Here is a 23,118-nt window from a genome sequence, read left to right on the forward strand (position 1 = left end):
GCTAAAAACAAATAAATCCAGTGCATAAAAAATAGTCATAAATTTATAAAAACCCCAAATATTTTACCAAATGGAATAAAAACACTCTTCTAACCCATCTAACGACATTTTAGGCATCAGTTTTGCACTTCATAAGATGAATAAATCTTCTTGGAGTGTTTTATGAATCACTCAAAATCTCCCTCATTTACTGCAAATGATACGTCTATTAACTCAGATGAATACTTTTCACAACGCCAACTTAAACAAGGATCTGTTGGTTGGGTGTTATTGATTGGGCTCGGTGTAGCTTATGTTATTTCAGGCGATTTCGCTGCTTGGAATTTTGGACTAGCTCAAGGTGGTTGGGGCGGAATGTTTATTGCCACCATTTTAGTTGCGATTATGTATTTGTGCTTATGCCTATCAATGTCAGAAATGTCGTCTATGATGCCAACTGCAGGTGGCGGATATAGTTTTGCACGTTTAGCATTTTGACCTTTCGGCGGATACCTGACAGGCACAGCGATATTGATTGAATATGCAATCGCTCCTGCTGCAATTGCTGTGTTTATTGGCGCTTATTGTGAATCATTATTTGGTATCAATGGGTGCATGATTTATCTAGCCTGTTATCTCATTTTTATGGGGATTCATTTAAAGGGTGCTGGTGAAGCGCTAAGTATTATTTTTGCAATCACTTCGATTGCAGTTCTAGCATTGATTGTTTTTATTGCAGCAATGCTGCCACATTTCCAATTTTCTAATCTTTTTAATATATCTACCACTTCAGCAGCAGGTGCAAACGCCTTCTTACCGAATGGCTATATAGGCATATGGGCAGCAGTACCTTTTGCCATCTGGTTTTTTCTCACCGTTGAAGGTGTCCCTCTAGCAGCTGAAGAAGCAAAAGAACCTCAGAAATCTCTCCCTCGTGGACTAATTGGTGCAATGTTGATCCTGACGACTTTCGCATTACTGATTTTGATCTTAGGTGTTGGTGCCGCAGGTGCAGATACATTAAAAAATTCTGGAGCCCCTTTAGTTGATGCACTCATTACTGTGTATGGTAAGGATTCTTGGTTAGCAACTTTTGTTAATTTCGTTGGTTTAGCTGGACTGATTGCAAGCTTCTTTTCCATTATTTATGCTTATTCTCGCCAATTATTTGCATTATCACGCGCTGGTTATCTTCCTACATCCTTATCATTGACCAATAAAAACAAAGCGCCTTATTTGGCAATTATTATCCCAGGTATCATCGGTTTTTTCCTGTCATTGACCAAACAAGGTGATGCACTGATTTTAAAGGTTGTCTTAGAGAAGGTGGTTATTGGTCACATCAGTTTCGTGATTTGCTACAATACAGCTTACTGCTTTCCGATTGGTGTACCAGTTAATATCACAAGGTCAGCTTGTTGAATAAAAAATTCAATCAAAATTAATAAAAGAGTTTAATCAAATTTATGAATCTCCGAACTTCATTTCCAAAGACAATTTATGCAATTCAACATCTTGCGTTTGAAGACCTCGGCTCTCTTGAAGATGTATTCTATCAATTAGGTTTTAGAGTAAGGTATTTTGAGGCTGGTGTAGATGATCTAACTCAAGCACTAAACTATGAAGGATTAACGATTATCCTTGGTGGTCCAATTGGCGTATATGAATCAGAAGATTACCCATTTTTAATTCATGAAATCGAAGGACTAAAACAACGCTTAAAAGACAACAAACCTACTATAGGGATTTGTTTAGGCGCGCAATTGATTGCTTATGCTCTAGGTGCAAAAGTTTATGCTGGTCATAAAAAAGAGATCGGTTGGGATAAATTAAAAATAAATCAGAAAGATAATAATCTTTTAAGTCCTCTTGAAAATATTCATGTTTTACACTGGCATGGAGATACTTTTGATTTGCCAGACGAAGCTACGCTACTCGCAAGCTCTGAACTTTACCCAAATCAAGCATTCCAAATTGGCAAGAATATTTTGGGATTACAATTTCATATCGAAATTTATAAAGATAAATTCGAACGATGGTTAATCGGTCATACTTGTGAAATAAGACAAACCGGCGTTTCGATTTCACAACTAAGAACAGATAATCAATTATATGCTGATAAGTTAGAACAAAGTTGCTCTATGGTTATTCAGCAATATTTATCTCAAATTTGCTAAATCATGATTACTTTGTGTATTGATTAGATATTAATTTTATCTAACAAATAAGAACTATTATTAATATTAACAATTTAATACAAAGAAAAAATTTATTGAACTGATTAGAATTATTGCAAAAATATCGTATGCAGTTACAATTGTTACCTAAATGTTATGAAAATACATTTTTATTTAATATTTTTATGGTAGTGAAATGGACATCTTAAAATTTATCAAAAGTTTCCATACGGTTAACACATACTTAACATTAGCAATTTTTTTGCTTTGTACATTAGTTATTTATTTTTATCATCTAAATCCAAATAACTAAGTAAGAATTACTGTATAAGTAGAGTAACTAAATAAACTTTATAGTTATTAAAGTTAAAAAAGGGGGATATTCCCACTACTGTCCCATAGTTTGCTTTAAATAAAAAAACCTGAGTCTAAATAGTTAAAATATGAGTGCAAACAAACACTTTAACTATAAAGGACTCAGGTTTTGTCACATCAGAATACCGTATTTCATCAATTACTCAAACCCATTCTAAGACAAGATTTTGAACGTCTGGCTAAACTGCATCACTCTGGGCATGGGATCAGTTTGTTGCCATATTGATGTCCCAACTTTCTTGTCGGCAAAGCTTAAGAGACATTCAATCCAATCTCGAATCCCAGCAGGAAAAGCTCTATCATCTTGGCGCGAAGAGAATTGCGCGAAGCACCTTAGCAAGACTCAACGAAGAACAGCCCGCCAGCCTGTATCAGCAATTGTTCACACAGCTGCTTCAGCGCTGTGAAAACTCTAAAACTGCACATAAATTTAGATTCAAAAATCCGCTGTATTCACTAGATGCCAGTCATATTGATCTTTCACTGTCATTGTGCGCATGGGCAAAAGTGCATGAATCCAAAGCCAGTATTAAACTCAGTGTTGGCTTAAATCACAGCAATACCATTCCTGAATTTGTAGCGCTTGGGGATGGTATTGAAAATGATATGGTGCAAGGCAGAGCATTTAAATTTCCTGCTGGTAGCATTATCGTCTTTGATAAAGGATATGTTGATTATCAATGGTTTGCTCAGTTGACACTTCAGAACGTCAGCTTTGTAACCCGGCTACGCCCAAAGACAGTTTATCAAGTTAAATCAAGCCGCAGCGTATTAGCGACTAAAGGGATTATTGCGGATGAATGTATTGAATTGAGCAGTGAGTATGCCAAGAAAAGAGGCGCACCTGAATTATTAAGACGTATAGAGTTTTATGATACAGATAAGAAAAGAACATTCGAATTTCTGAGCAACAACTTTCATCTGGCAGCATCCACCATTGCTGCAATTTATAAAGATCGCTGGAAGATTGAGTTATTCTTTAAAGCCATCAAGCAGAATTTAAAACTGAAGTCATTTCTAGGTCGAAGCCGCAATGCGATACAAACGCAAATATGGATTGCATTAATTGCCTATTTGCTGGTGAACTTCGCTAAACACATGGCACAAGAAGGATGGAGTGTTCAGCGTTTACTGAGAATTATTCAGGTCAATTTATTTGAAAGGAAACTTTTAAGGTCACTCTTTGTGCCTGATAAAAAATGGCGAAAACAAGAAGAACCTCAATTGAGGTTCTTCTTTTGATATTTGTGGGACAGCAGTGGGATATTCCCCCTTTTTGCTGTCTTATTTCTTATCGACTTTAAAACTATCTTTCAAATCAAGAATGCGGTTGAATACAGATTTATCAGCATTATGATCATGCTGATCTGCAACAAAATACCCTTCTCGTTCAAATTGGAAACGATCTTCAGGCTTTGCTTGAGCTAAAGCAGGTTCAATCACAGCTTGCACAACTTTTAATGATTCAGGATTAAGATTTGCCAAGAAATCATCATCTGCATCAGGTGCCGCTTCAGTAAACAAACGATCATAGATTCGAACTTCTGCAGGTACACCTTTAGTTGCTGATACCCAATGAATAACCCCCTTAACTTTACGCCCCTCAGGGTTTTTACCTAAAGTTTCAGGATCAATTGAACATTTAAGTTCAATAACTTCACCGTTCGCATCCTTAATCACTTCATCACATTTAATCACATAAGCATGACGTAAGCGTACTTCGCCATCAGGAATTAAACGTTTAAAACCTTTAGGTGGGACTTCTTCAAAATCCTTACGATCAATATAGATTTCACGAGTTAAAGGGATAATTCGCTCACCCATATCTACGTTTGGATGACGGGCATGCGTTAGATCTAACTCTTCAGCTAAATTCGTCAGAGTCACTTTAAGAGGATTCAATACAGCCATTCCACGTGCTGCGGTATTTTCTAATGACTGACGAATACAGAATTCAAGCATTGCTACATCAACAATACCATCCGTTTTAGACACACCTACACGCTTACAGAAATCACGTAAACCTTCTGGAGTAAAACCACGACGACGCATACCAACAACAGTAGGCATACGTGGGTCGTCCCACCCATTCACATAACCACCCTCAACCAATTTACGTAGTTTACGTTTAGAGGTGATCGTATAATCCACATTTAGACGCGAAGACTCATACTGACGAGGAACTGCATCAGAGTGAACTTTTTCGATAATCCAGTCATAGAATGGACGATGATCTTGGAACTCTAATGTACATAAAGAATGCGTAATTCCTTCGATAGCATCTGATAATGGATGAGCGTAATCATACATCGGATAAATTTTCCATTTATCCCCTGTTTGATGATGTTCTGAATGTAATACACGGTAAAGGATCGGATCACGCATGTGAACATTTGGGCTAGCCATATCAATTTTGGCACGTAAAACAGCACCACCTTCCTGAATTTCACCGTTACGCATTTGTTCAAAACGCGCTAAGTTTTCTTCTACGGTCGCATCACGATAAGGTGAGTTCTTACCTGGCTCTACAAAGTTACCGCGATTAAGTCTAATTTCTTCAGGCGTTTGCAGATCGACATAAGCATCGCCTTGCTTAATGAGCTGAACCGCCCATGTATAAAGTTGATCAAAATAGCCAGAAGCATAACGAGGTTCACCATTCCAGTCGAAACCTAACCATTTTACATCATTGGCGATACCATCTACATATTCTTGATCTTCGGCATCAGGATTTGTATCGTCAAAACGCAGATTACATAAGCCGTCAAATTCCTCGGCAATACCGAAATTTAGACAAATCGCTTTCACGTGACCAATGTGCAAATAACCATTTGGTTCAGGTGGAAAACGTGTCACAACTTTCTGAGTACGACCTTCTTTTAAATCATCAGTGATTACTTGGCGAATGAAATCTAAGCCTGCCTGTTGTTCTTGCTGCGCAGCATCGACAGAGGCATGAGTATTCGTCGGGGTCTTTGGCAGTTCTGAAACAACATCATTTGGCTTCATAAGGTGTAAATCACTTCTTGCTTGTTAAAAAATAGAAAATTAAAACGCAAACTTTGGTTTTTATCAAAGATTTTAACGTTTTTTACTTGCCTTGTAGTTTACAGTTTGCTTATGCTTCTCTCAACCAAAAACCCATGGTCAATTTGCCCATGTTTAGGAGATTAATGTAATGAGTTTTCCTCAAGTCGAATTAAACACCAACAAAGGTCGTATTGTTCTTGAGCTTAACGCTGAAAAAGCACCAAAAACGGTTGCAAATTTCTTAGAATATGTACGTGACGGTTTCTATGACGGCGTAATTTTCCACCGTGTGATTGATGGTTTCATGATCCAAGGCGGTGGCATGGACGAAAACTTCAAAGAAAAAGCTACTCGTGATTCTATCGAAAATGAAGCTGACAACGGCTTAAGCAACGATGAAGGCACAATTGCTATGGCACGTACGCAAGCTCCTCATTCTGCGTCAGCTCAATTCTTTATCAACGTAAAAAATAACTCTTTCTTAAACCACACTGGTAAAACAGCACAAGGTTGGGGTTACGCAGTATTTGGTAAAGTTGTAGAAGGTATGGATGTTGTAGCTACAATTAAAGGTGTGCGTACTGGTAACCGTGGTTATCATGCTGATGTTCCTTTAGAGAATGTAGTTATCGAATCTGCTAAAATTATCTCTGAATAATTTTATCCAACAGGATTCTTTGTGACTTATCTGTTTATTTCAGATTTACACTTGTCACCTGATCACCCTCGACTCGTTCGAGGGTTTTTGGCTTTATTAAAAGAATATAAAAATAAAAACACTCAACTCTATATTTTAGGTGATTGGTTTAATGCTTGGATTGGTGATGATTATAGTGCCCCATGGCTAGATGAAATTATTACAGCCTTACAAGAATTTACAGCTGCGAATAATCATGTTTATTTCCAAGTTGGAAATCGAGATTTTGTTTTGGGTAAGAAGTTTTTAGCATTATTTAATGCTACGCTTTTACCTGATGTTTATATTCTAGAAATTAATCATAGGAAGTTTCGCCTCGAACATGGCGATGCTTTATGTACCGATGATGTTGCTTATCAACGTTTTCGCAAAGTGATACGTAATCCAATCTTATTGGGCATTCTAAAGCGCACACCTTTAAATTTTAGACAAAAACTTGCCAATGGTTTTCGTAAAAAAAGTAGTGAAACTAAACAACTAAAAAGTTATGACATTATGGATGTGAATCTACATGCCGTTGAAAATGCAATTCATCAAGTAGATTTCTTAATCCACGGTCATACCCATCGCCCTGAAATTCACGAAGTTATCAATAAAAAGCGTATTGTCCTTGGTGATTGGCGTGAAGATACGGCTTGGATACTTGAGATTAATGAGCAAGAAAACTTTAAGCTAGATTTCAAAAAATGGTCATATTAATCGAGTAAATACGTAGAATATTTTTGACTAACTTATTCACCGTTCGTAAAACTTAAATCTATATAAAAAATCACATTTAGCTACTTTCGATGTAATTAATATCAAGTAAAATCATTAAAATTTCTAATTGAGTGAAAGACGGATGGATGTTCTAGTTACTGCCAAAACACGCTATGCAACAAAGGCATATAATGCAGAGAAAAAAATTCCACAACAACAATTTGAAAAACTACTCGAAGTTCTGCGTTTTAGCCCTTCTTCAGTAAATATTCAGCCTTGGCACTTTTTAATTGCTGAAACCGATGAGGCGAAACAAAGAATTGCGAAGGCCCTAACTGGTAATTATATTTATAATTCAGCAAAAGTTTTAAATTCTTCGCATACTCTTGTATTTTGTACTCGTACTGATATCAGCGCTGAATACTTAGAACAATTACTACAACAAGATGAACTAAATGGTCGCTTCAAAGATGAAACCGCAAAACAAGGGCAACGAGATACTCGTAAAGGCTATGTTGAGTTTTATCGTAATGAACTCAAAAATCTCTCTGCTTGGATGGAAAATCAAACTTATCTTGCACTAGGGCAACTACTATTCGCTGCAGGATTAGAAGGAATTGATGCAACCCCAATGGAAGGCTTTGATCGAGATACTATCAATCAAGAATTTGGATTAGCTGAAAAAGGTTTAAAGGCATCCGTTGTTGTTTCTCTAGGTTATCGTAGTGAAAATGACTTTAATGCAAAATTGCCTAAATCTCGACTGCCAGATCAAGTCGTATTCACTCGCTTATAATTTTTATTTAAGGGAGTCAAAGCTCCCTTAATTCATCATTGATTTAGCTAAACACAGCACCGCAAGTATTCCAGCAAATAAACCAATCCATGTGTAAGTAGTTAGTTTTTCTTTAAAAAACACTACGCCACTAACTACACCTAACATGACGACAAGAATATTCATTCCAGCAAATACGATTGCAGGTGACTCTTTAAAAATCATATGTGCTTTTACATACAAGGCAATATTCGCGAAATTTACCCCACCAAGAAGTAGACCCATAAATATATTTTTTGGTTGCCAATTTGGTTGCGCAAATGCGAGATAGCCTATTGATAAAATAAATGCAGCTATAAATGTTAAATTTAATGTCACTGCAAACTGCAGCCCTAAAGTACTGCTATATTTAAGCAATACATCAATTGCAGCATATCCAGCCCAAACACTTAACAGGAAAAGCGCTGATCTTACACTGGTGCCTTTAAGCGATTTCTCAGTCGCCTGTCCAAAAATAATAGCGAACACTGCGATTATTCCAACACCGACACCAATTAATTTTAACTGGCTAAATTGTTCTGAAAATATAAAGTAGGCCGCAAGTAAAGAAAGTACAACTGATAATCTTTGGGCTATTTCAGTTTTAAGAATTCCAGCAAATTGCAATGATTTAGCTAAGCATAAGAAAATGCTAGGGAGTAAAATAGCTAAAAGAAAAATAAGCCACCAAGGAGTATTCTGAATTGAGATATGCGTGATGTCAGTTTTAAACCAATAAAAACACAAGATGCTTGCACTCAAATAGTTCCATGCGATCATTTGAAAGACATCAAACCCTTTTGTCTTTAAAAACTTTAATAAAATCGATACCAGTACACTGCAACACGCAGCGGCAATAATCATTTCCATAATATTTATTCTGACTTTTTAAACACAAAAAAATGCCAGTCTGAAATTAGACTGGCATTTTCTTAACGATCATTATCAATTAACGATTATTTTCGTCTTCTTGACCATCTTCGAATTTAGTTTCGCTATCGAAGCCACCTTGATGACCACCGAAGCCACCTTGGCTACCAAAGCCGCCTTGACCACCGAAGCCGCCTTGACCACCGAAGCCACCTTGACCGCCGAAGCCGCCACCTTGACCACCGAAGCCACCTTGACCACCGAAGCCGCCACCTTGACCACCGAAGCCGCCACCTTGACCACCGAAGCCACCAGCAGCACCTTGACCACCGAAGCCACCTGTAGCACCTTGAGCTGGGAAGCCACCAGTACCTTGAGCACCAGCTGGACGAGGGTTACGCGCAGGAACAACTGTAGAAATAGCGTGTTTGTAAACCATTTGGCTTACAGTGTTCTTTAACAAAACAACATATTGGTCAAAAGACTCAATATGCCCCTGCAATTTAATACCGTTCACAAGGAAAATAGAAACTGGAATACGTTCTTTACGGAGAGAATTTAAGAACGGATCTTGTAAAGTTTGACCTTTAGACATTTTTAACTCCAAAAAAAATTTTAAATCAGCGCAAAAAAACTATCTTTATTTTTCAACTAAAAATTATAAAAAGACAGCCAGCGAATTTTGCTTTATCCAAAGAAGTTTCGCAAGTCTTCTTTCGCCTGCTTTATCGTCACGTAAGTTTTAAAATCGTGTATTTCTTGCAAAGAACGTAACCAAGTGTATTGACGTTTGGCAAGTTGCCGTGTCGCAAATAGCGCTTTGTTCTCCATTTCTACTTTATTTTTGAGACTTAAGTCACTTTTTAATAAAAAATCTAAAGCTTGACGATAACCAACAGACCGCATGGATGGTAAATTGTCATTTAAATCGTATTTAACAATTAGCTCCTCCACTTCATTCAAAAAACCAATATCCCACATTTTGCACAATCTTTGCTCAATGCGTTTATGTAATTCTAACCGATCAGGCATCAAAGCGTAGTTATGAAAAGTGTAACGGTATGGTTGATTTTTAGGTTGTTCTGCTTGTAGTTTTGTTATCGGCTCGCCAGTTAATCTATACACCTCGAGCGCACGAATAATGCGTTGTTTATCCGAGACTTTAAATTTCTGCCCCGCAATGGGATCAACTGCAACTAATTCATCATAAACTGCTTGCCAGCCTTCTTGTTCCGCTTTTGCTACGATTTCTTCCCGCGTTTTCGCATCTGCATTAGGTAAGTTATCTGCAAGCCCTTCCAGCAATGCTTTGAAATAAAGCATCGTGCCACCCACTAAAATCGGGGTCTTGCCTCTCTTGTGCATATCATCAATCAGTGGACATACATCCTCGACGAATTGCGCTGCAGAATAAACTTCTAATGGTGTAATAATATCAATCAAATGATGAGGATATTGTTCCTGCTCTTCTTTAGTTGGTTTTGCAGTACCAATATCCATGTCTTTATAAACTAAAGCTGAATCGACTGAAATAAGTTCAAAATTTCCACGCTCATAAAGTTCACATGCCAATGCTGTTTTACCACTTGCGGTAGGCCCCATTAAATTGATGACGGGCAATTGATTTGACATGTAGAACTACTCTCCTCGAGCAAATAATTTATCTAGTTGGTGAAGTGGGAATGCACGCCACGTTGGACGACCATGGTTGCATTGACTGGCAAACTCAGTTTGTTCCATTTGACGTAATAAAGCATTCATCTCTGATAAACTCAATTGACGATGTGCACGAACAGCACCATGACATGCCATTCCTGCTAAAAGTTCATCACGTTTTTGCAATAAGCCTCTTGCTTCATCATTTGGATCAAGATCATTTAACAGCTCTGGAATCAGACGATCAAAGTCAGCTTTTTGTAAAATGGCAGGTACGCCACGCACAATCACTTGCTCATCACCATATTGATTAATTTCTAAACCCAAACGCTGTAATTGAGATTGTAATTCTTCAATTCGCACGGCTTGCATACGGGTTATAGAAACAACTTTTGGAATTAAGAGTTGCTGTGATGTCCAAAATTCAGGTTTATCCCATGCTGATTTCATTTGTTGCAGCAAAATACGTTCATGCGCGGCATGCATATCAACAATAATTAAACCCTCAGTATTCTGAGCTAATATATAGATTCCATGAAGCTGTGCAATTGCGATACCGAGTGGAAATTCGTCTACTCGAGTTTTAAATCCCTCTAGGTCACCATTTTTCACAGATGAAGTATCTTCATGCTCAAATGATGTTTTCTCATCTCGTAAAGGAGCAAGATAAGTTTTTAGTGCGTTATTGAGTTGAAATGAACCATTGTAACTTGGTTCTTGCGGTACTGAATTATATTGCACAGCTTGTGGACGACTTTGATTAAACTCTGTAAGTAAATCAGTTGAAATCTGATTTTGATCATTTATTGAGAATTCAGTTTCAACATGATTACGATGTAAATTAAATTGTTCTTGGTACTTAGGTTGCGATTGGTAATTAAAATTTGTTGTGGATTCCTCCACTTTCATCGCTTGGGATAAATCAGCACTTGCAGTTTGAAATTGTGACAAAGTTTCTTTTGCATAGTGTCGCACAAACTCGTGAACTTCACGCTGATTCAAAAACCGTATTTCATGCTTCGTTGGATGTACATTTACATCAATATTTTCTGGATCAACTTCTAAAAAAAGTAAGTACGAAGAATGCTGATGACCATGCAAAATCCCGTCATAAGCCATTCTTAAAGCATGTGAAATTGTTTTATCTTTTACAATACGACCATTTACATACACATATTGCAAGTCTGCTTGAGCACGTGCATCAGATGGATGACCCAACCAACCTGACAAACGCATATTGATACTTTCAGCATCTATCCAATACGCATTTTGAATGAATTGTTGACCTAATAGTTGTTGAACACGTTGATAGCGTAACTCTCCACTATCTGCGACGGGTAAATTCAGGCGAATATTGTCGTTGTGTTCTAAAACAAAACGAATATCAAAATGAGTCAGAGCCAAACGGCGAACTATTTCTTCAATATGACCAAATTCAGTACTTGGTTTCTTTAAAAACTTACGGCGCGCAGGTACATTAAAAAATAAATCTTGCACACGAATATGTGTTCCTTTCTGTGCAGCGACAGCTTGAACTTGTTGATGATCAAACGCAGTACCATTCACTTCAACCTGATAGCCAATTCCTTGATCATCTTGACTACTGGTTAATGTTAAACGTGACACCGCAGCAATCGATGCAAGCGCTTCCCCACGAAAACCTAAACTGACAATTGCATGAAGATCTTCAGAAGTTTTAATTTTACTCGTAGCATGGCGCATTACAGCCAAAGGTAAATCATCTGAATGAATACCATGACCATTATCTATGATTTCTATCAGTGTTGAGCCACCTTGAGCTACGCGAATAATCAACTCAGTCGCACCAGCATCAATTGAGTTTTCTAATAATTCTTTTACTACAGATGAAGGACGCTCAATTACCTCACCTGCCGCAATTTGGTTCGCTAGTGCGGCATCAAGAGTATGAATACGACGTATTGAATCATGCACCATGCAATTGTTCCTGCAAAGTATCGGCTAGCTGCTGTGAATTTACATCTAATGTCACAAAACGAGTTAACTCATCATCTGATTTTTGTATATCAATAACAACATCAGCCTGTGGAATTTCATCACCACCTTTTGATGGCCATTCAAATAAAAATAACCCATTTGGTGTTTCAAGATAATCTCTAATACCCATTAACTCTAATTCATATGGATCATCTAATCGGTATAAATCAAAATGGAAAACTTCTTGACCATTGATGGTGTAAGGCTCAACCAATGTATATGTCGGGCTTTTTACTGAGCCTTGATGCCCCAAACTCTGAAGAAAGTAGCGTGTGAAAGTCGTTTTACCAGCACCTAGATCACCAATCAAATAAATAATGCCTGAACGAATCTGCTGAGATAAGACTTGTGCAAAACGTTGAGTGTCTTGTTCATGATTTAGGGTAAATTTCACTGAATACGACATGGCAAATAAAACAAAATTGGGATGGCAGCTATGATAACATTGCCCTGCTTTAAAGCCTAATCCGTAAAGAAAAGCTGCTACATTTTAATGCAATTATGATCTCAAAAATTAAAGGATCAATATGTCTTCTGAAGCTTTATTAATTGACTGTGCATGCCACGGTCAAAACTATGCTGCTGTCATATGTGGGCATTTAGTTCAAAATCATGGACATCCATTAGGATTTATTGAAAACGTTTCAGATCGAACCAATCCTCAAGGTTGGTGTTTAGCATGTGAATATGTTTTTACACAAGAACAAGAAATGACTGATGTATTTCGTAATTTCAACCAAATGGCAGTAGTGTGTATTGAATGCTATGACAGCATTAAAAATAAACACAATATCTACCCACATCCTTCAGTTTAAATTACCTACTTTAATATCTTATGATGAAAGCAGCAAAATCACTATTTACTCCTCCGTTAATAAATGGTGTTAGTGCCAGTAAAGTCTTTCTACCCAATGATGTCTCTGAATTGACTATTTTTGAATACTTATGTGTTCAATTCCCTCATATACAAGCAATAGAGTGGCAACAACGCTTTGAGGATGGATTAATTTATGCCTCAGACGGTATGAAATTAAGTATCCAGGATAGATATACGCCCAATACTTTTATTTTCTATTATCGTTTTCTGGCACATGAAATACATGTGCCATTTGAGCATCAAATTCTATTTGAAGATGAACATTTGCTTGTCGTGGATAAACCACATTTCCTGACGATGTCTCCAACAGGTCAATACGTTCAAGAAACATTATTGGTAAGACTAAAAAAACAAACGGGATATGCTGAACTAACACCAATACATCGACTTGATCGTGAAACTGCAGGCGTAGTGCTTTTCTGTAAGAAAGCAGAATCACGCGGAATCTATCAGCAACTTTTTGCCGAACGAAAAGTACAAAAAACTTATCATGCTATCGCTGCATATCGACCAGAAATCAAATTTCCAATGTCTTTGGAATTACACATGGAAAAAGGTCATCCTTTCTATACCATGCGAGTGAACTATGACAAAACAGCAAATACTGAAACATTTATAGAATTACTTGAACACAATTTCCAACATGCTAAATATCAACTTTCACCCAAAACTGGAAAACAACACCAACTTCGGGTGCATCTCAATCATCTAAATATTCCTATTCTAAATGATCCTTTTTATCCAACCGTACTACATAAAGCAGACGATGACTTTAATCATCCACTTCAACTGTTAGCAAAAGAAATTAGTTTTATTGATCCGATCAGTAATTTACAAAGAATTTTTAGATCCAACCATGAATTGACATTGTAAGTATGACGTAATGACAAAAAAAGCATTATTTCAACTCAAAACGATTGAAATTAGCTTTTGATCGTTTAAAATACCTAGCGATAATTAAAAAATATTTGGTCATATTTTTCATGAGAAAAACAGAAGTTTATCAGGTTCGTCTTGATTCACAGGAAAAGAAACAAGCTTTTGCTGTTTTTAAGCAGTTAGGTATCTCCCCTGCTCAAGCAGTTCGACTTTTCTTCAAACAAGTAGTTTTGACAAAATCTATCCCGTTTGCGATTGAAAACCAAAACATCAACATGGAACAGTTACTGAAATTAAGAAAATCAAAAAATGCTACAACCGCTGATCATTCAACATCTACAGACTTAGAAGATGACCATGAAGATTTGTTTGAAGAACTAAATGCTTTGCTTGGTGAAAGTGACAAAAGTTAACAATGTTGCATTTTTAAACAAGTTTTTAATTTTTAAGCTGAATCTTTTTAGATATTCTGACAATCCAAATAAAATTATAACTCAAGGATTTAGGAATGATTGTCAAGAGAGCAACACGCGAAGACCTAGAACAACTTGCTGTTTTATTTGATGAATATCGTCAATTTTATGGTGCCTCTGCAAACATTAAGCAATCCTACCAATTTTTGAAGCACCGATTTGACAATAAAGAAAGTGTTATCTTTATTCACGTAAAAGATAATGTCTTTACAGGATTTGTCTTACTTTATCTTGCGTTCTCATCAGTTGCTTGTGAAACCTACTATATTTTGGATGATGTCTATGTAACCCCATCCTACCGTAAACAAGGTTCGGCAAAACAACTCATCGACACCGCTATTTTATTTGCAAGACACGAAAATGCTTTACGCATTAGTTTAGAAACTCAAAAAAATAATATTGAATCTCATCGACTTTATGAGCAAATGGGTTTTATGCGTGATGATGAGTTCAACACCTTTCATTGCTTCCTCAAATAATTACTTTTCCAGTGCAATATTATGACTAAGCTGTTTTTGTGTAGAAGATAAATACAGCCACTCACCCTCTGGAATTTTTGGCAATTCAAATAAACCAACTTGATGACGATGTAAATCTTCCACCTTATTGCCAACTGCAGCTAACATTCGCTTAACTTGATGATAGACGCCTTGGTGAATCGTCATAGAAAGCTGATGTTCAGAAAATAAATGAACATCCGTAGCAGCGTAAATTCCTTTTTCATTTCTCAGCTCAACACCTTGTTCTAAAGCCTGTTTTTGCTCTAGTGTAATAGGGTCTGATGTTGTGACATGATAAACTTTTGGAACATGTCTACGCGGATTGGTCAAAGCTTGCAAATATTGACCATCATCAGTTAATAATAATAATCCTGTTGTATCCTGATCTAACCGCCCAACACATTGAATACCACGATGTAGAAGAATTTCGGGAAATAAACTGAATACGCTTTTATGATGCGTTGCTTGGTGAGAACACTCATAACCTTTAGGTTTATTTAACACGATATAAACATTCTCGCGAAATAAATACTCTTCGCCAAAAACTTCAAAACTTAAATGTTCTGTTGGGAAATTTTGCTTCGGATTATCACAAATTTGGTTTTCAATCGTCACTGAACCATTTTTGATAATTTGTTGACAGTATTTTCGAGAACCAAACCCTTGCGATTGCAAAATTTTTTCCAACAACATCTTTTAAATCCGATCAAAAACTCCGTTTATTGTACTCTATTCCTTACCCATACTGCTGTATGTTGAACTGTATGTATATCCGATATAGGCAATCTTCACAATTTCTCCATTTGTAATACAAGCAATACAAAACCCTTCTAAAAGAATCAAACTCTGAGGCTTGCACTCCATATTTTGGCTCAAAATTCTTGTTACATTTGTTTCAAGCAAAAATATTGTCCCAAAAAATGGACAAGGAGTCTCAGTATGAAATCTAAAATTTGGTTATACAGTACTATTATTGCAACCTCATCTATGCTGTCTGTTGCTCATGCGGATAATTCAACTCGTGTTGCCGCGACTTCAGCACTGGGTAGTGTTGTTGGAACTGCAATCGGTCAACAACTCGGTGGCAATACTGGAGCTATGATTGGTTCAGCGATTGGTGGTGCAGGTGGTGCAGCCGCGTCAAGTAATAAACGCGATCGAACTGAAGCTGCTATTGGTGGAGGATTAGGTGGTGTAGGTGGTTATACTGTAGGACGTAATGTAGCAGGAACCAATGGCGGTTATGTAGGTGCTGCTCTGGGTGCTGCAGGTGGTGCTGTTTTAGGTCAAAAAGTAGGTCAAGATCGTGATCTAGACAATCGTAGATATGATGACCGCTATGAAAATCGTCGCTCATACGATGATAGACGTTATTACAACTCTCGTTACAAATACCGTCACGACAATGGTTTACACCGTGGTTGGTACAAAAATCGTTGATTTTAAATATTTAATATGAGCACCTTCGGGTGCTTTTTTTATTATTGAGATAATATATCGAAAAATTTCGATATACATAAAAAACAATATATCGTATTATTCCGATATATTGTTTTAGGTTATATCGATGAAATCATTACAAGAGATAAAGTTTTCAGTTTTGGAGCTGGCACCTGTTCGCGAAGATAAAAGTATTGAGTTTTCACTTCACCATGCACTTGAACTCGCACAACATGTAGAGCAACTAAATTATGAACGTTTTTGGCTAGCTGAGCACCATAATATGGATGGTATCGCAAGTTCCGCTACCGCTGTTCTTTTAGGTTTTATCGCCGCACACACGCAACATATTCGTTTAGGCTCTGGTGGCATTATGCTGCCTAATCATGCACCACTCATTGTGGCTGAACAGTTTGGTACCCTAGCAACACTTTACCCCAATCGATTTGATTTAGGCTTAGGTCGTGCGCCTGGCACAGACCCTTTAACTATGCGAGCACTTCGACGTGGTCGCCAAGAGACTGAGGACCAATTTCCTCAGGATGTATTAGAAATACTACAATATTTCAAAGCGCCTCAACCCAATCAAAAAATTATTGCCACACCTGGACAAAATACTCATGTGCCCGTTTGGTTATTGGGTTCGAGTCTATTTAGTGCTCAGTTAGCAGCGAAACTTGGGCTTCCTTATTCTTTTGCATCACATTTTGCTCCACGCATGCTAGGACAAGCTATTCAACTTTATCGCGACAATTTCCAAGCTTCTGAATATCTTGATCAACCGTATGTATCAATGGGTATTCCAACTGTTGTTGCATCTACGGATGAGGAGGCCCAATATTTAGCAACTAGTTCTTATCAACGTATTTTAAACTTGATTCGTGGTGATAGTTTAAAACTTAAACCTCCTGTTAAATCGACTGAAGGCCTTGCAAGTAGCGCTGAACAACTAGCTATACAAAACTTTTATGCGATGGCTCAAATTGGTTCGAAAGATACTGTTCAAGCGGGCCTAAGTAAAATTATCCAACAATATGATGTTGATGAGTTTATTTTCACGTGTGATATATACGATACCCAAAAACGTTTAGACAACTTTAGCCTACTGATGGAAATTAAACACAGTTAAGTACTTTAGATTATGAAGTAAGTATGACTTAGAAAAATACTTACTTCACTGTACCCAAATATTGATAAGCTGGATCTTTTTTGACATATCTTAAATACTTATTTAGTGGTTTGAAATTTTGGTTTAATAAAAGAATATCTATGGTACTCAAGTCTTTACTGATACGAATATATTCAGGCGTGTCACTGCTGCCCATATGATGATTACAATCATAATCAACTGTAATTTGATCCAACAACGATTTCTTGGTTTGAAAAATCTTTGTAAGCTCCAACTCCCCTGATGCTAACAATTTAAAGCTTTGAATAACATATGTTCCAACACAACTGCTTCCTTTATAATAACTCTCAATCAAATAAATTGGCTGTTTGTTCAACAAACTTTGTTTAACATCCAAAATGAAACCAGTCTCAATGGGAGTAACTACATTCTTTCCGTAAATAAGTGTTTGTGAATAAGAAGAAAACTCCCCCATTGTTCCTCCTCCACCGATATCGAAGGTATAAAATTTTATTTTTTTGTCAGGAGAATAATGTGTTCTCAAATTATAGTGATCTTGAAATGCAGGAAAAGAGTAACTAAAGCTTGTTTTATCGTTTTGAATTTTAGCCACTATCTCAGTCTCTATTGACTGATTCACATCATAAAAAGATTTGTCTTTATAATTTTTAACTACCCTACTTTCAAACTGGGCTAAAGTCTCGGCATGAATAATTGAGCTAAATATTAATGCAATAAAAATGAAGATGTTTTTCATTTTATCTATCCGTTTTTCTTATTAGAAATTTGAGTATAGATTTTTTATCTATACTCAATAAACATTCATTTTATCCAATACGGCGTTTTAAACCCGTCATCTGTAAAACACGCGTTGAAATTTCCTCAATCGACATTTCAGTCACATTTAAGTATTTAATCCCTTCAGAAATATAAATACCTTCAATCGCACGCAACTCCATTTGGCATTGACTAAAACTCGAATAACGACTATTCGCTTTACGTTCATTGCGAATCGCAACCAAACGCTCAGCATCGATCATTAAGCCAAACAATTTATTCTTATGTTCTTTGAGAATTTTAGGCAAACGATTGTCATCCAAATCTTCTTCTGTGAGAGGATAATTCGCAACACGAATACCAAATTGCAGAGAAAGGTAAATTGAAGTCGGTGTTTTCCCTGAACGAGATACTCCGATCAAAATAATATCTGCTTTATCGTAATGTCGAGTTCTTGCACCATCATCATTGTCTAGCGCAAAGTGAACCGCATCAATACGAGCCTTATAATATTCAGAATCCGTTACTGCATGTGTTTGACCAACTAAAGTCGTTGGTGGTGTCCCAAGCTCATCAGATAATTTACTGATTAAGCCTTCAAAAACATCCAAATTTACAGCTTTTGCTGTGTTGATGATTTCACGAACATGTGGATCAACCAAAGTGTCAAAAACAAGGGGCAAAGAACCGTCTCTATTTTGACAAGCATTGATCTCAGCAACAACGTTCATCGCAGCTTCTTCAGTGGTGATATAAGGCATAATATGAATGTCAAAATCAACGTTCGGAAATTGAGCAAGTAGTGAATGCCCAAGGGTTTCAGCTGTAATCGCTGTACCGTCTGAAATAAAATATACGCTCCGTTTAATTTCTTTACTTACGGGCATCAAAATTCTCCTTAAACATTTGTCTTAGTGCTCTATAATCTTTATAGTAAACTCATCTAACATGACTGTCGCTTAGTAAAACGGTTAATCTAGGCACTTTCGTATAATTTCATACCAATGATGGTCATTCATACTGCAAAAAAAGTGGAGTAAATACTTTGGAAGCGCGCGTAATCGGTCTGGAAAAATTAGGGAAACACGATGTCGAACTCGTAGGTGGGAAAAACTCATCTTTGGGTGAAATGATCAGCCATTTATCCAATGCTGGTGTATCGGTACCTGGTGGCTTCGCAACAACTGCTGCTGCCTATCGTGAGTTCTTGGATCAAAGCGGTTTAAACGCTCGTATTCAGGCTGAACTTGCACAACTTAATGTAGATGATGTAATCGCACTTGCTGAGACTGGTGCAAAAATCCGTAAATGGATTGTTGATACTCCACTGACCGCCGCACTAGAAAAAGAAATCCGCGAGGCATTTGCAGTACTTTCAAACGGTAATCCAGACATCGCTGTAGCTGTACGCTCTTCTGCAACTGCAGAAGATTTACCTGACGCATCATTTGCAGGTCAACAAGAAACTTTCTTAAATATTCGTGGTATCGATAATATCCTGATCGCGATTAAAGAAGTTTTTGCATCTTTATATAACGATCGTGCGATTGCATATCGTGTACACCAAGGCTTTGAACACAGTGTTGTTGCGCTTTCAGCTGGTGTTCAACGTATGGTTCGTTCTGAAACTGGTGCTGCTGGTGTTATGTTTACACTTGATACAGAATCTGGTTTCCGTGATGTTGTATTCATTACAGCTTCTTATGGTTTGGGTGAAATGGTTGTACAGGGTGCAGTTAACCCTGACGAGTTCTACTTATCTAAGCCACTTTTAAACAATGGCAAACATGCAGTATTACGTCGTAATCTTGGTTCTAAACACCAAAAAATGATTTATGGTGAAGAAGGTTCTGCGGGTAAATCTGTTGTTGTGGTTGATGTAGAAAAACCTGAACGCCAACAATTCGCATTAAATGATCATGAGCTTCATGAACTTGCAAAACAAGCATTAATCATTGAACAACACTACGGTTCACCGATGGATATCGAGTGGGCAAAAGATGGTGATGATGGTCAAATCTACATCGTTCAAGCACGTCCAGAAACCGTAAAAAGTCGCCAAAATGTCGGCACAATGGAACGTTACCTGTTAAAACAACGCGGTACAGTTATCTGTGAAGGTCGTTCTATTGGTCAACGCATCGGTTCAGGTAAAGTTCGTGTCGTAACTTCGATTAAAGAAATGGATAAAGTACAAGACGGTGATGTACTTGTATCTGACATGACTGACCCAGACTGGGAACCAGTAATGAAACGTGCTGCGGCGATTGTAACTAACCGTGGTGGTCGTACATGTCACGCAGCCATTATTGCTCGTGAACTTGGTGTACCTGCAATTGTTGGCTGTGGAAATGCAACAGAAGTATTAACTGATGGTCAAGAAGTCACTGTTTCTTGTGCTGAAGGTGATACAGGCTTTATTTACGAAGGTGCGTTAGACTTTGAAGTTCAACGTAACTCAATTCATTCTATGCCAAAACTACCGTTCAAAATTATGATGAACGTTGGTAATCCAGACCGTGCATTTGACTTTGCACAAATTCCAAATGAAGGTATCGGTCTTGCACGTCTTGAGTTCATTATTAACCGAATGATTGGCGTCCACCCTAAAGCTTTATTAAATATTGAAAGTTTGCCACGCGAAACACGTGCAGCAGTGATGACACGAACTGCTGGCTACACCTCTCCGATTGAGTTCTATGTTGAAAAATTAGTTGAAGGTATTTCAACTCTTGCAGCTGCATTTGCGGAAAAACCAGTCATTGTTCGTATGTCTGATTTCAAATCAAATGAATACGCAAACTTAATTGGTGGTAAATTATACGAACCAGAGGAAGAAAACCCGATGTTGGGCTTCCGTGGTGCAAGTCGTTATGTATCAGATAACTTCCGTGATTGTTTCGAGCTTGAATGTCGCGCATTGAAAAAAGTGCGTGATGAAATGGGCTTAACTAACGTACAGATCATGATTCCATTTGTTCGTACAGTTTCTGAAGCAAAACGTGTTATCGAATTACTTGCTCAAAACGGCTTAAAACGTGGTGAGAATGGTTTAAAAATCATCATGATGTGTGAATTACCAACCAATGCTTTATTGGCTGAACAATTCCTTGAACATTTCGATGGTTTCTCTATAGGTTCAAACGATTTAACGCAGTTAACACTAGGTTTAGATCGTGATTCGGGTATTGTTTCTCACTTGTTTGATGAACGTGATGCAGCAGTTAAAGCGCTTCTTTCAATGGCAATTCATGCTTGTCGCAAAGCAGGCAAATACGTTGGTATTTGTGGTCAAGGCCCATCTGACCATCCTGATCTTGCTAAATGGTTAATGGAACAAGGTATTGAATCGGTGTCATTGAACCCAGACTCAGTACTTGATACTTGGTTCTTCCTTGCAGAAGAGCAGATCAAAAAGGCTTAATCTTTATTAGAAAAAGACCCTCTTTCGTAGGGTCTTTTTTCATCTTTAGTTCTTGAGATTTTAAAATTATGCAAATTTACTTGGCTCGTAACAATCAACAAGCTGGACCTTACAGTTTAGAACAAGTAAACCAAATGCTCGCAAGTCAACAAGTTTTACTTACTGACTTAGCATGGCATGAAGGTATGACTGAATGGAAAACTCTTGGAGAATTAACTCAAGGCAAACTTGTATACGAACCTGTAGGTTATTCAACTTTTAATACACCAATTAAAAATGAAGCTGAAAATTCAAGCTTCAAAATTAAACTTGAAACGAAGTCTGATAATTTTGAACTGGCGTCATTTGCGTCGCGTGCGTTGGCAAAAATATTTGATCTAATGCTATGGCTACCGATGGCAGCAATTCCCTCTTTCTTTTTTGATCAAAGCCAATACACTCAATTGTTTGAAATTCAAAAACAATTACAGGCTACAGACGTAGCATCTAGTAAAGCTGTTGAACTGCAACAACAACTTATTCAATTAATTCCAAATGAAGCATGGATCAGTATTTTTGCATATCTTATTATCATGTTGATGTTACAAGCATTCATGATTGCAAAATCAGGTCAAAGTCTTGGAAAGAAAATTGCCAAAATCAAAATCGTAGATGCTGAGACAACCACAAATGTAAGTACAATTCGTGCTTTCTGGGTGAGAAGCATACTTTTCATCATTCTGAATCTACTATTTATGCCTTTTATCACAATTATTGATTATGGATTCTTCATGTTGAACAAAAAACGTCAAACTTTGCATGATAAAATAGCCAAAACGAAAGTCGTAAAGCAATAAATAAGTGAAGATATAAAAAAGAGGATTTACTCCACTGCTGTCCCACAAATATCACAAGAAGAACCTCAATTGAGGTTCTTCTTGTTTTCGCCATTTTTTATCAGGCACAAAGAGTGACCTTAAAAGTTTCCTTTCAAATAAATTGACCTGAATAATTCTCAGTAAACGCTGAACACTCCATCCTTCTTGTGCCATGTGTTTAGCGAAGTTCACCAGCAAATAGGCAATTAATGCAATCCATATTTGCGTTTGTATCGCATTGCGGCTTCGACCTAGAAATGACTTCAGTTTTAAATTCTGCTTGATGGCTTTAAAGAATAACTCAATCTTCCAGCGGTCTTTATAAATTGCAGCAATGGTGGATGCTGCCAGATGAAAGTTGTTGCTCAGAAATTCGAATGTTCTTTTCTTATCTGTATCATAAAACTCTATACGTCTTAATAATTCAGGTGCGCCTCTTTTCTTGGCAT

General features: G+C 37.2%; 22 protein-coding genes and 2 pseudogenes. 14 read left to right on the top strand and 10 right to left on the bottom strand.

From position 1 onward, the window contains the following. Positions 1 to 162 precede the first annotated feature (162 nt). The 3 genes and pseudogenes from eat to F948_RS08850 form a co-directional block, all read left to right on the top strand. Positions 163 to 1,296: pseudogene (eat, locus tag F948_RS08840) on the top strand (ethanolamine permease); the annotation flags it as partial. 149 nt (positions 1,297 to 1,445) lie between these two features. Then, a complete protein-coding gene (locus F948_RS08845) occupies positions 1,446 to 2,156 on the top strand; it encodes a glutamine amidotransferase (RefSeq protein ID WP_004962841.1) in 711 nt (236 codons plus the stop codon). 484 nt (positions 2,157 to 2,640) lie between these two features. Then, positions 2,641 to 3,773, top strand: a pseudogene (locus tag F948_RS08850) (IS4 family transposase). Positions 3,774 to 3,815: 42 nt separating this feature from the next. Here F948_RS08850 and F948_RS08855 read toward each other — a convergent pair. Beyond that, complete coding sequence (locus F948_RS08855; RefSeq protein ID WP_004962850.1) at positions 3,816 to 5,540, bottom strand: glutamine--tRNA ligase/YqeY domain fusion protein; 1,725 nt, start codon at positions 5,538 to 5,540, stop codon at positions 3,816 to 3,818. Positions 5,541 to 5,709: 169 nt separating this feature from the next. Between F948_RS08855 and F948_RS08860 the strand changes: the two genes are divergently transcribed. The 3 genes from F948_RS08860 to F948_RS08870 all read left to right on the top strand — a co-directional run bounded on the left by F948_RS08860 (position 5,710) and on the right by F948_RS08870 (position 7,753). After that, positions 5,710 to 6,219, top strand: a complete 510-nt coding sequence (locus tag F948_RS08860) for a peptidylprolyl isomerase (protein WP_004912121.1) — start codon at positions 5,710 to 5,712, stop codon at positions 6,217 to 6,219. Positions 6,220 to 6,240: 21 nt separating this feature from the next. Then, on the top strand, positions 6,241 to 6,957 hold the full coding sequence (locus F948_RS08865; RefSeq protein WP_004962853.1) for a UDP-2,3-diacylglucosamine diphosphatase: 717 nt from the start codon (positions 6,241 to 6,243) through the stop codon (positions 6,955 to 6,957). 142 nt (positions 6,958 to 7,099) lie between these two features. Next, positions 7,100 to 7,753: an oxygen-insensitive NAD(P)H nitroreductase gene (locus F948_RS08870; protein WP_004962856.1), complete on the top strand. Its 654-nt coding sequence runs from the start codon at positions 7,100 to 7,102 to the stop codon at positions 7,751 to 7,753. A 27-nt stretch (positions 7,754 to 7,780) separates the two neighbouring features. Here the strand turns inward: F948_RS08870 and F948_RS08875 are convergent, their stop codons facing one another. The 5 genes from F948_RS08875 to tsaE all read right to left on the bottom strand — a co-directional run bounded on the left by F948_RS08875 (position 7,781) and on the right by tsaE (position 12,719). Continuing rightward, positions 7,781 to 8,641 (bottom strand): DMT family transporter, encoded by an 861-nt coding sequence (locus F948_RS08875; protein WP_004962858.1) that lies wholly within the window; start codon positions 8,639 to 8,641, stop codon positions 7,781 to 7,783. Between the two features lie 79 nt (positions 8,642 to 8,720). Next, on the bottom strand, positions 8,721 to 9,236 hold the full coding sequence (gene hfq / locus F948_RS08880) for an RNA chaperone Hfq (RefSeq protein WP_004962861.1): 516 nt from the start codon (positions 9,234 to 9,236) through the stop codon (positions 8,721 to 8,723). 92 nt (positions 9,237 to 9,328) lie between these two features. Beyond that, positions 9,329 to 10,273: a tRNA (adenosine(37)-N6)-dimethylallyltransferase MiaA gene (gene miaA / locus F948_RS08885; protein ID WP_004962864.1), complete on the bottom strand. Its 945-nt coding sequence runs from the start codon at positions 10,271 to 10,273 to the stop codon at positions 9,329 to 9,331. A 6-nt stretch (positions 10,274 to 10,279) separates the two neighbouring features. After that, positions 10,280 to 12,253, bottom strand: coding sequence for a DNA mismatch repair endonuclease MutL (gene mutL, locus F948_RS08890; RefSeq protein ID WP_004962868.1), 1,974 nt, complete (start codon positions 12,251 to 12,253; stop codon positions 10,280 to 10,282). Then, positions 12,243 to 12,719, bottom strand: coding sequence for a tRNA (adenosine(37)-N6)-threonylcarbamoyltransferase complex ATPase subunit type 1 TsaE (gene tsaE / locus F948_RS08895; protein ID WP_004912134.1), 477 nt, complete (start codon positions 12,717 to 12,719; stop codon positions 12,243 to 12,245). The genes mutL and tsaE overlap by 11 nt, the downstream gene beginning before the upstream one ends. A 121-nt stretch (positions 12,720 to 12,840) precedes the next feature. Between tsaE and F948_RS08900 the strand changes: the two genes are divergently transcribed. From F948_RS08900 to F948_RS08915, 4 genes are all read left to right on the top strand, one after another. Further along, entirely contained in the window at positions 12,841 to 13,128 is a 288-nt protein-coding gene (locus F948_RS08900) for a hypothetical protein (RefSeq protein WP_004962871.1), read from the top strand. A gap of 20 nt (positions 13,129 to 13,148) precedes the next feature. Continuing rightward, positions 13,149 to 14,063, top strand: a complete 915-nt coding sequence (locus F948_RS08905) for a pseudouridine synthase (protein ID WP_004912138.1) — start codon at positions 13,149 to 13,151, stop codon at positions 14,061 to 14,063. A 110-nt stretch (positions 14,064 to 14,173) separates the two neighbouring features. Then, positions 14,174 to 14,482 (top strand): type II toxin-antitoxin system RelB/DinJ family antitoxin, encoded by a 309-nt coding sequence (locus F948_RS08910; RefSeq protein ID WP_004955067.1) that lies wholly within the window; start codon positions 14,174 to 14,176, stop codon positions 14,480 to 14,482. 95 nt (positions 14,483 to 14,577) lie between these two features. Further along, positions 14,578 to 15,021 carry a GNAT family N-acetyltransferase gene (locus F948_RS08915; protein ID WP_004912141.1) on the top strand — a complete coding sequence of 148 codons (444 nt, stop codon included), beginning with the start codon at positions 14,578 to 14,580 and terminating at the stop codon, positions 15,019 to 15,021. On the opposite strand, the gene F948_RS08920 is transcribed toward F948_RS08915, so the two are convergent. Continuing rightward, entirely contained in the window at positions 15,022 to 15,735 is a 714-nt protein-coding gene (locus F948_RS08920) for a pseudouridine synthase (protein ID WP_004962875.1), read from the bottom strand. It abuts the gene before it with no gap. A gap of 246 nt (positions 15,736 to 15,981) precedes the next feature. Between F948_RS08920 and F948_RS08925 the strand changes: the two genes are divergently transcribed. Both F948_RS08925 and F948_RS08930 read left to right on the top strand, forming a co-directional pair. After that, positions 15,982 to 16,482: a hypothetical protein gene (locus F948_RS08925; RefSeq protein WP_004955072.1), complete on the top strand. Its 501-nt coding sequence runs from the start codon at positions 15,982 to 15,984 to the stop codon at positions 16,480 to 16,482. A 127-nt stretch (positions 16,483 to 16,609) separates the two neighbouring features. Beyond that, a complete protein-coding gene (locus F948_RS08930) occupies positions 16,610 to 17,611 on the top strand; it encodes an LLM class flavin-dependent oxidoreductase (RefSeq protein ID WP_004962883.1) in 1,002 nt (333 codons plus the stop codon). Positions 17,612 to 17,651: 40 nt separating this feature from the next. On the opposite strand, the gene F948_RS08935 is transcribed toward F948_RS08930, so the two are convergent. After that, on the bottom strand, positions 17,652 to 18,368 hold the full coding sequence (locus F948_RS08935) for a hypothetical protein (RefSeq protein WP_004962886.1): 717 nt from the start codon (positions 18,366 to 18,368) through the stop codon (positions 17,652 to 17,654). 70 nt (positions 18,369 to 18,438) lie between these two features. Continuing rightward, on the bottom strand, positions 18,439 to 19,275 hold the full coding sequence (gene ppsR / locus F948_RS08940; protein ID WP_004912152.1) for a posphoenolpyruvate synthetase regulatory kinase/phosphorylase PpsR: 837 nt from the start codon (positions 19,273 to 19,275) through the stop codon (positions 18,439 to 18,441). A 158-nt stretch (positions 19,276 to 19,433) separates the two neighbouring features. On the opposite strand from ppsR, the gene ppsA reads away from it, so the two are divergent. Both ppsA and F948_RS08950 read left to right on the top strand, forming a co-directional pair. Further along, the gene (gene ppsA / locus F948_RS08945) at positions 19,434 to 21,812 is read left to right on the top strand and encodes a phosphoenolpyruvate synthase (RefSeq protein WP_004912155.1); all 2,379 of its coding nucleotides are present in this window, start codon (positions 19,434 to 19,436) and stop codon (positions 21,810 to 21,812) included. 68 nt (positions 21,813 to 21,880) lie between these two features. Further along, positions 21,881 to 22,648 (top strand): RDD family protein, encoded by a 768-nt coding sequence (locus F948_RS08950; RefSeq protein WP_004962891.1) that lies wholly within the window; start codon positions 21,881 to 21,883, stop codon positions 22,646 to 22,648. Positions 22,649 to 22,699: 51 nt separating this feature from the next. Here F948_RS08950 and F948_RS08955 read toward each other — a convergent pair. Continuing rightward, the coding region (locus F948_RS08955; protein WP_004962893.1) for an IS4 family transposase at positions 22,700 to 23,118 on the bottom strand (419 nt) is incomplete at its 5' end.

Origin of the sequence: Acinetobacter junii CIP 64.5 (genome assembly GCF_000368765.1) — a bacterium.
GTDB classification, from domain to species: Bacteria; Pseudomonadota; Gammaproteobacteria; order Pseudomonadales; family Moraxellaceae; genus Acinetobacter; species Acinetobacter junii.

Coding starts and splice junctions, on each gene's coding strand:
- F948_RS08950 (WP_004962891.1), top strand. CDS start 21,881: ATGCAAATTTACTTGGCTCGTAACAATCAACAAGCTGGACCTTACAGT.
- F948_RS08915 (WP_004912141.1), top strand. CDS start 14,578: ATGATTGTCAAGAGAGCAACACGCGAAGACCTAGAACAACTTGCTGTT.
- hfq (WP_004962861.1), bottom strand. CDS start 9,236: ATGTCTAAAGGTCAAACTTTACAAGATCCGTTCTTAAATTCTCTCCGT.
- F948_RS08855 (WP_004962850.1), bottom strand. CDS start 5,540: ATGAAGCCAAATGATGTTGTTTCAGAACTGCCAAAGACCCCGACGAAT.
- F948_RS08900 (WP_004962871.1), top strand. CDS start 12,841: ATGTCTTCTGAAGCTTTATTAATTGACTGTGCATGCCACGGTCAAAAC.
- tsaE (WP_004912134.1), bottom strand. CDS start 12,719: ATGTCGTATTCAGTGAAATTTACCCTAAATCATGAACAAGACACTCAA.
- F948_RS08910 (WP_004955067.1), top strand. CDS start 14,174: ATGAGAAAAACAGAAGTTTATCAGGTTCGTCTTGATTCACAGGAAAAG.
- F948_RS08860 (WP_004912121.1), top strand. CDS start 5,710: ATGAGTTTTCCTCAAGTCGAATTAAACACCAACAAAGGTCGTATTGTT.
- F948_RS08905 (WP_004912138.1), top strand. CDS start 13,149: ATGATGAAAGCAGCAAAATCACTATTTACTCCTCCGTTAATAAATGGT.
- ppsR (WP_004912152.1), bottom strand. CDS start 19,275: ATGCCCGTAAGTAAAGAAATTAAACGGAGCGTATATTTTATTTCAGAC.
- F948_RS08925 (WP_004955072.1), top strand. CDS start 15,982: ATGAAATCTAAAATTTGGTTATACAGTACTATTATTGCAACCTCATCT.
- F948_RS08930 (WP_004962883.1), top strand. CDS start 16,610: ATGAAATCATTACAAGAGATAAAGTTTTCAGTTTTGGAGCTGGCACCT.
- F948_RS08845 (WP_004962841.1), top strand. CDS start 1,446: ATGAATCTCCGAACTTCATTTCCAAAGACAATTTATGCAATTCAACAT.
- F948_RS08875 (WP_004962858.1), bottom strand. CDS start 8,641: ATGGAAATGATTATTGCCGCTGCGTGTTGCAGTGTACTGGTATCGATT.
- F948_RS08935 (WP_004962886.1), bottom strand. CDS start 18,368: ATGAAAAACATCTTCATTTTTATTGCATTAATATTTAGCTCAATTATT.
- mutL (WP_004962868.1), bottom strand. CDS start 12,253: ATGGTGCATGATTCAATACGTCGTATTCATACTCTTGATGCCGCACTA.
- F948_RS08870 (WP_004962856.1), top strand. CDS start 7,100: ATGGATGTTCTAGTTACTGCCAAAACACGCTATGCAACAAAGGCATAT.
- miaA (WP_004962864.1), bottom strand. CDS start 10,273: ATGTCAAATCAATTGCCCGTCATCAATTTAATGGGGCCTACCGCAAGT.
- F948_RS08920 (WP_004962875.1), bottom strand. CDS start 15,735: ATGTTGTTGGAAAAAATTTTGCAATCGCAAGGGTTTGGTTCTCGAAAA.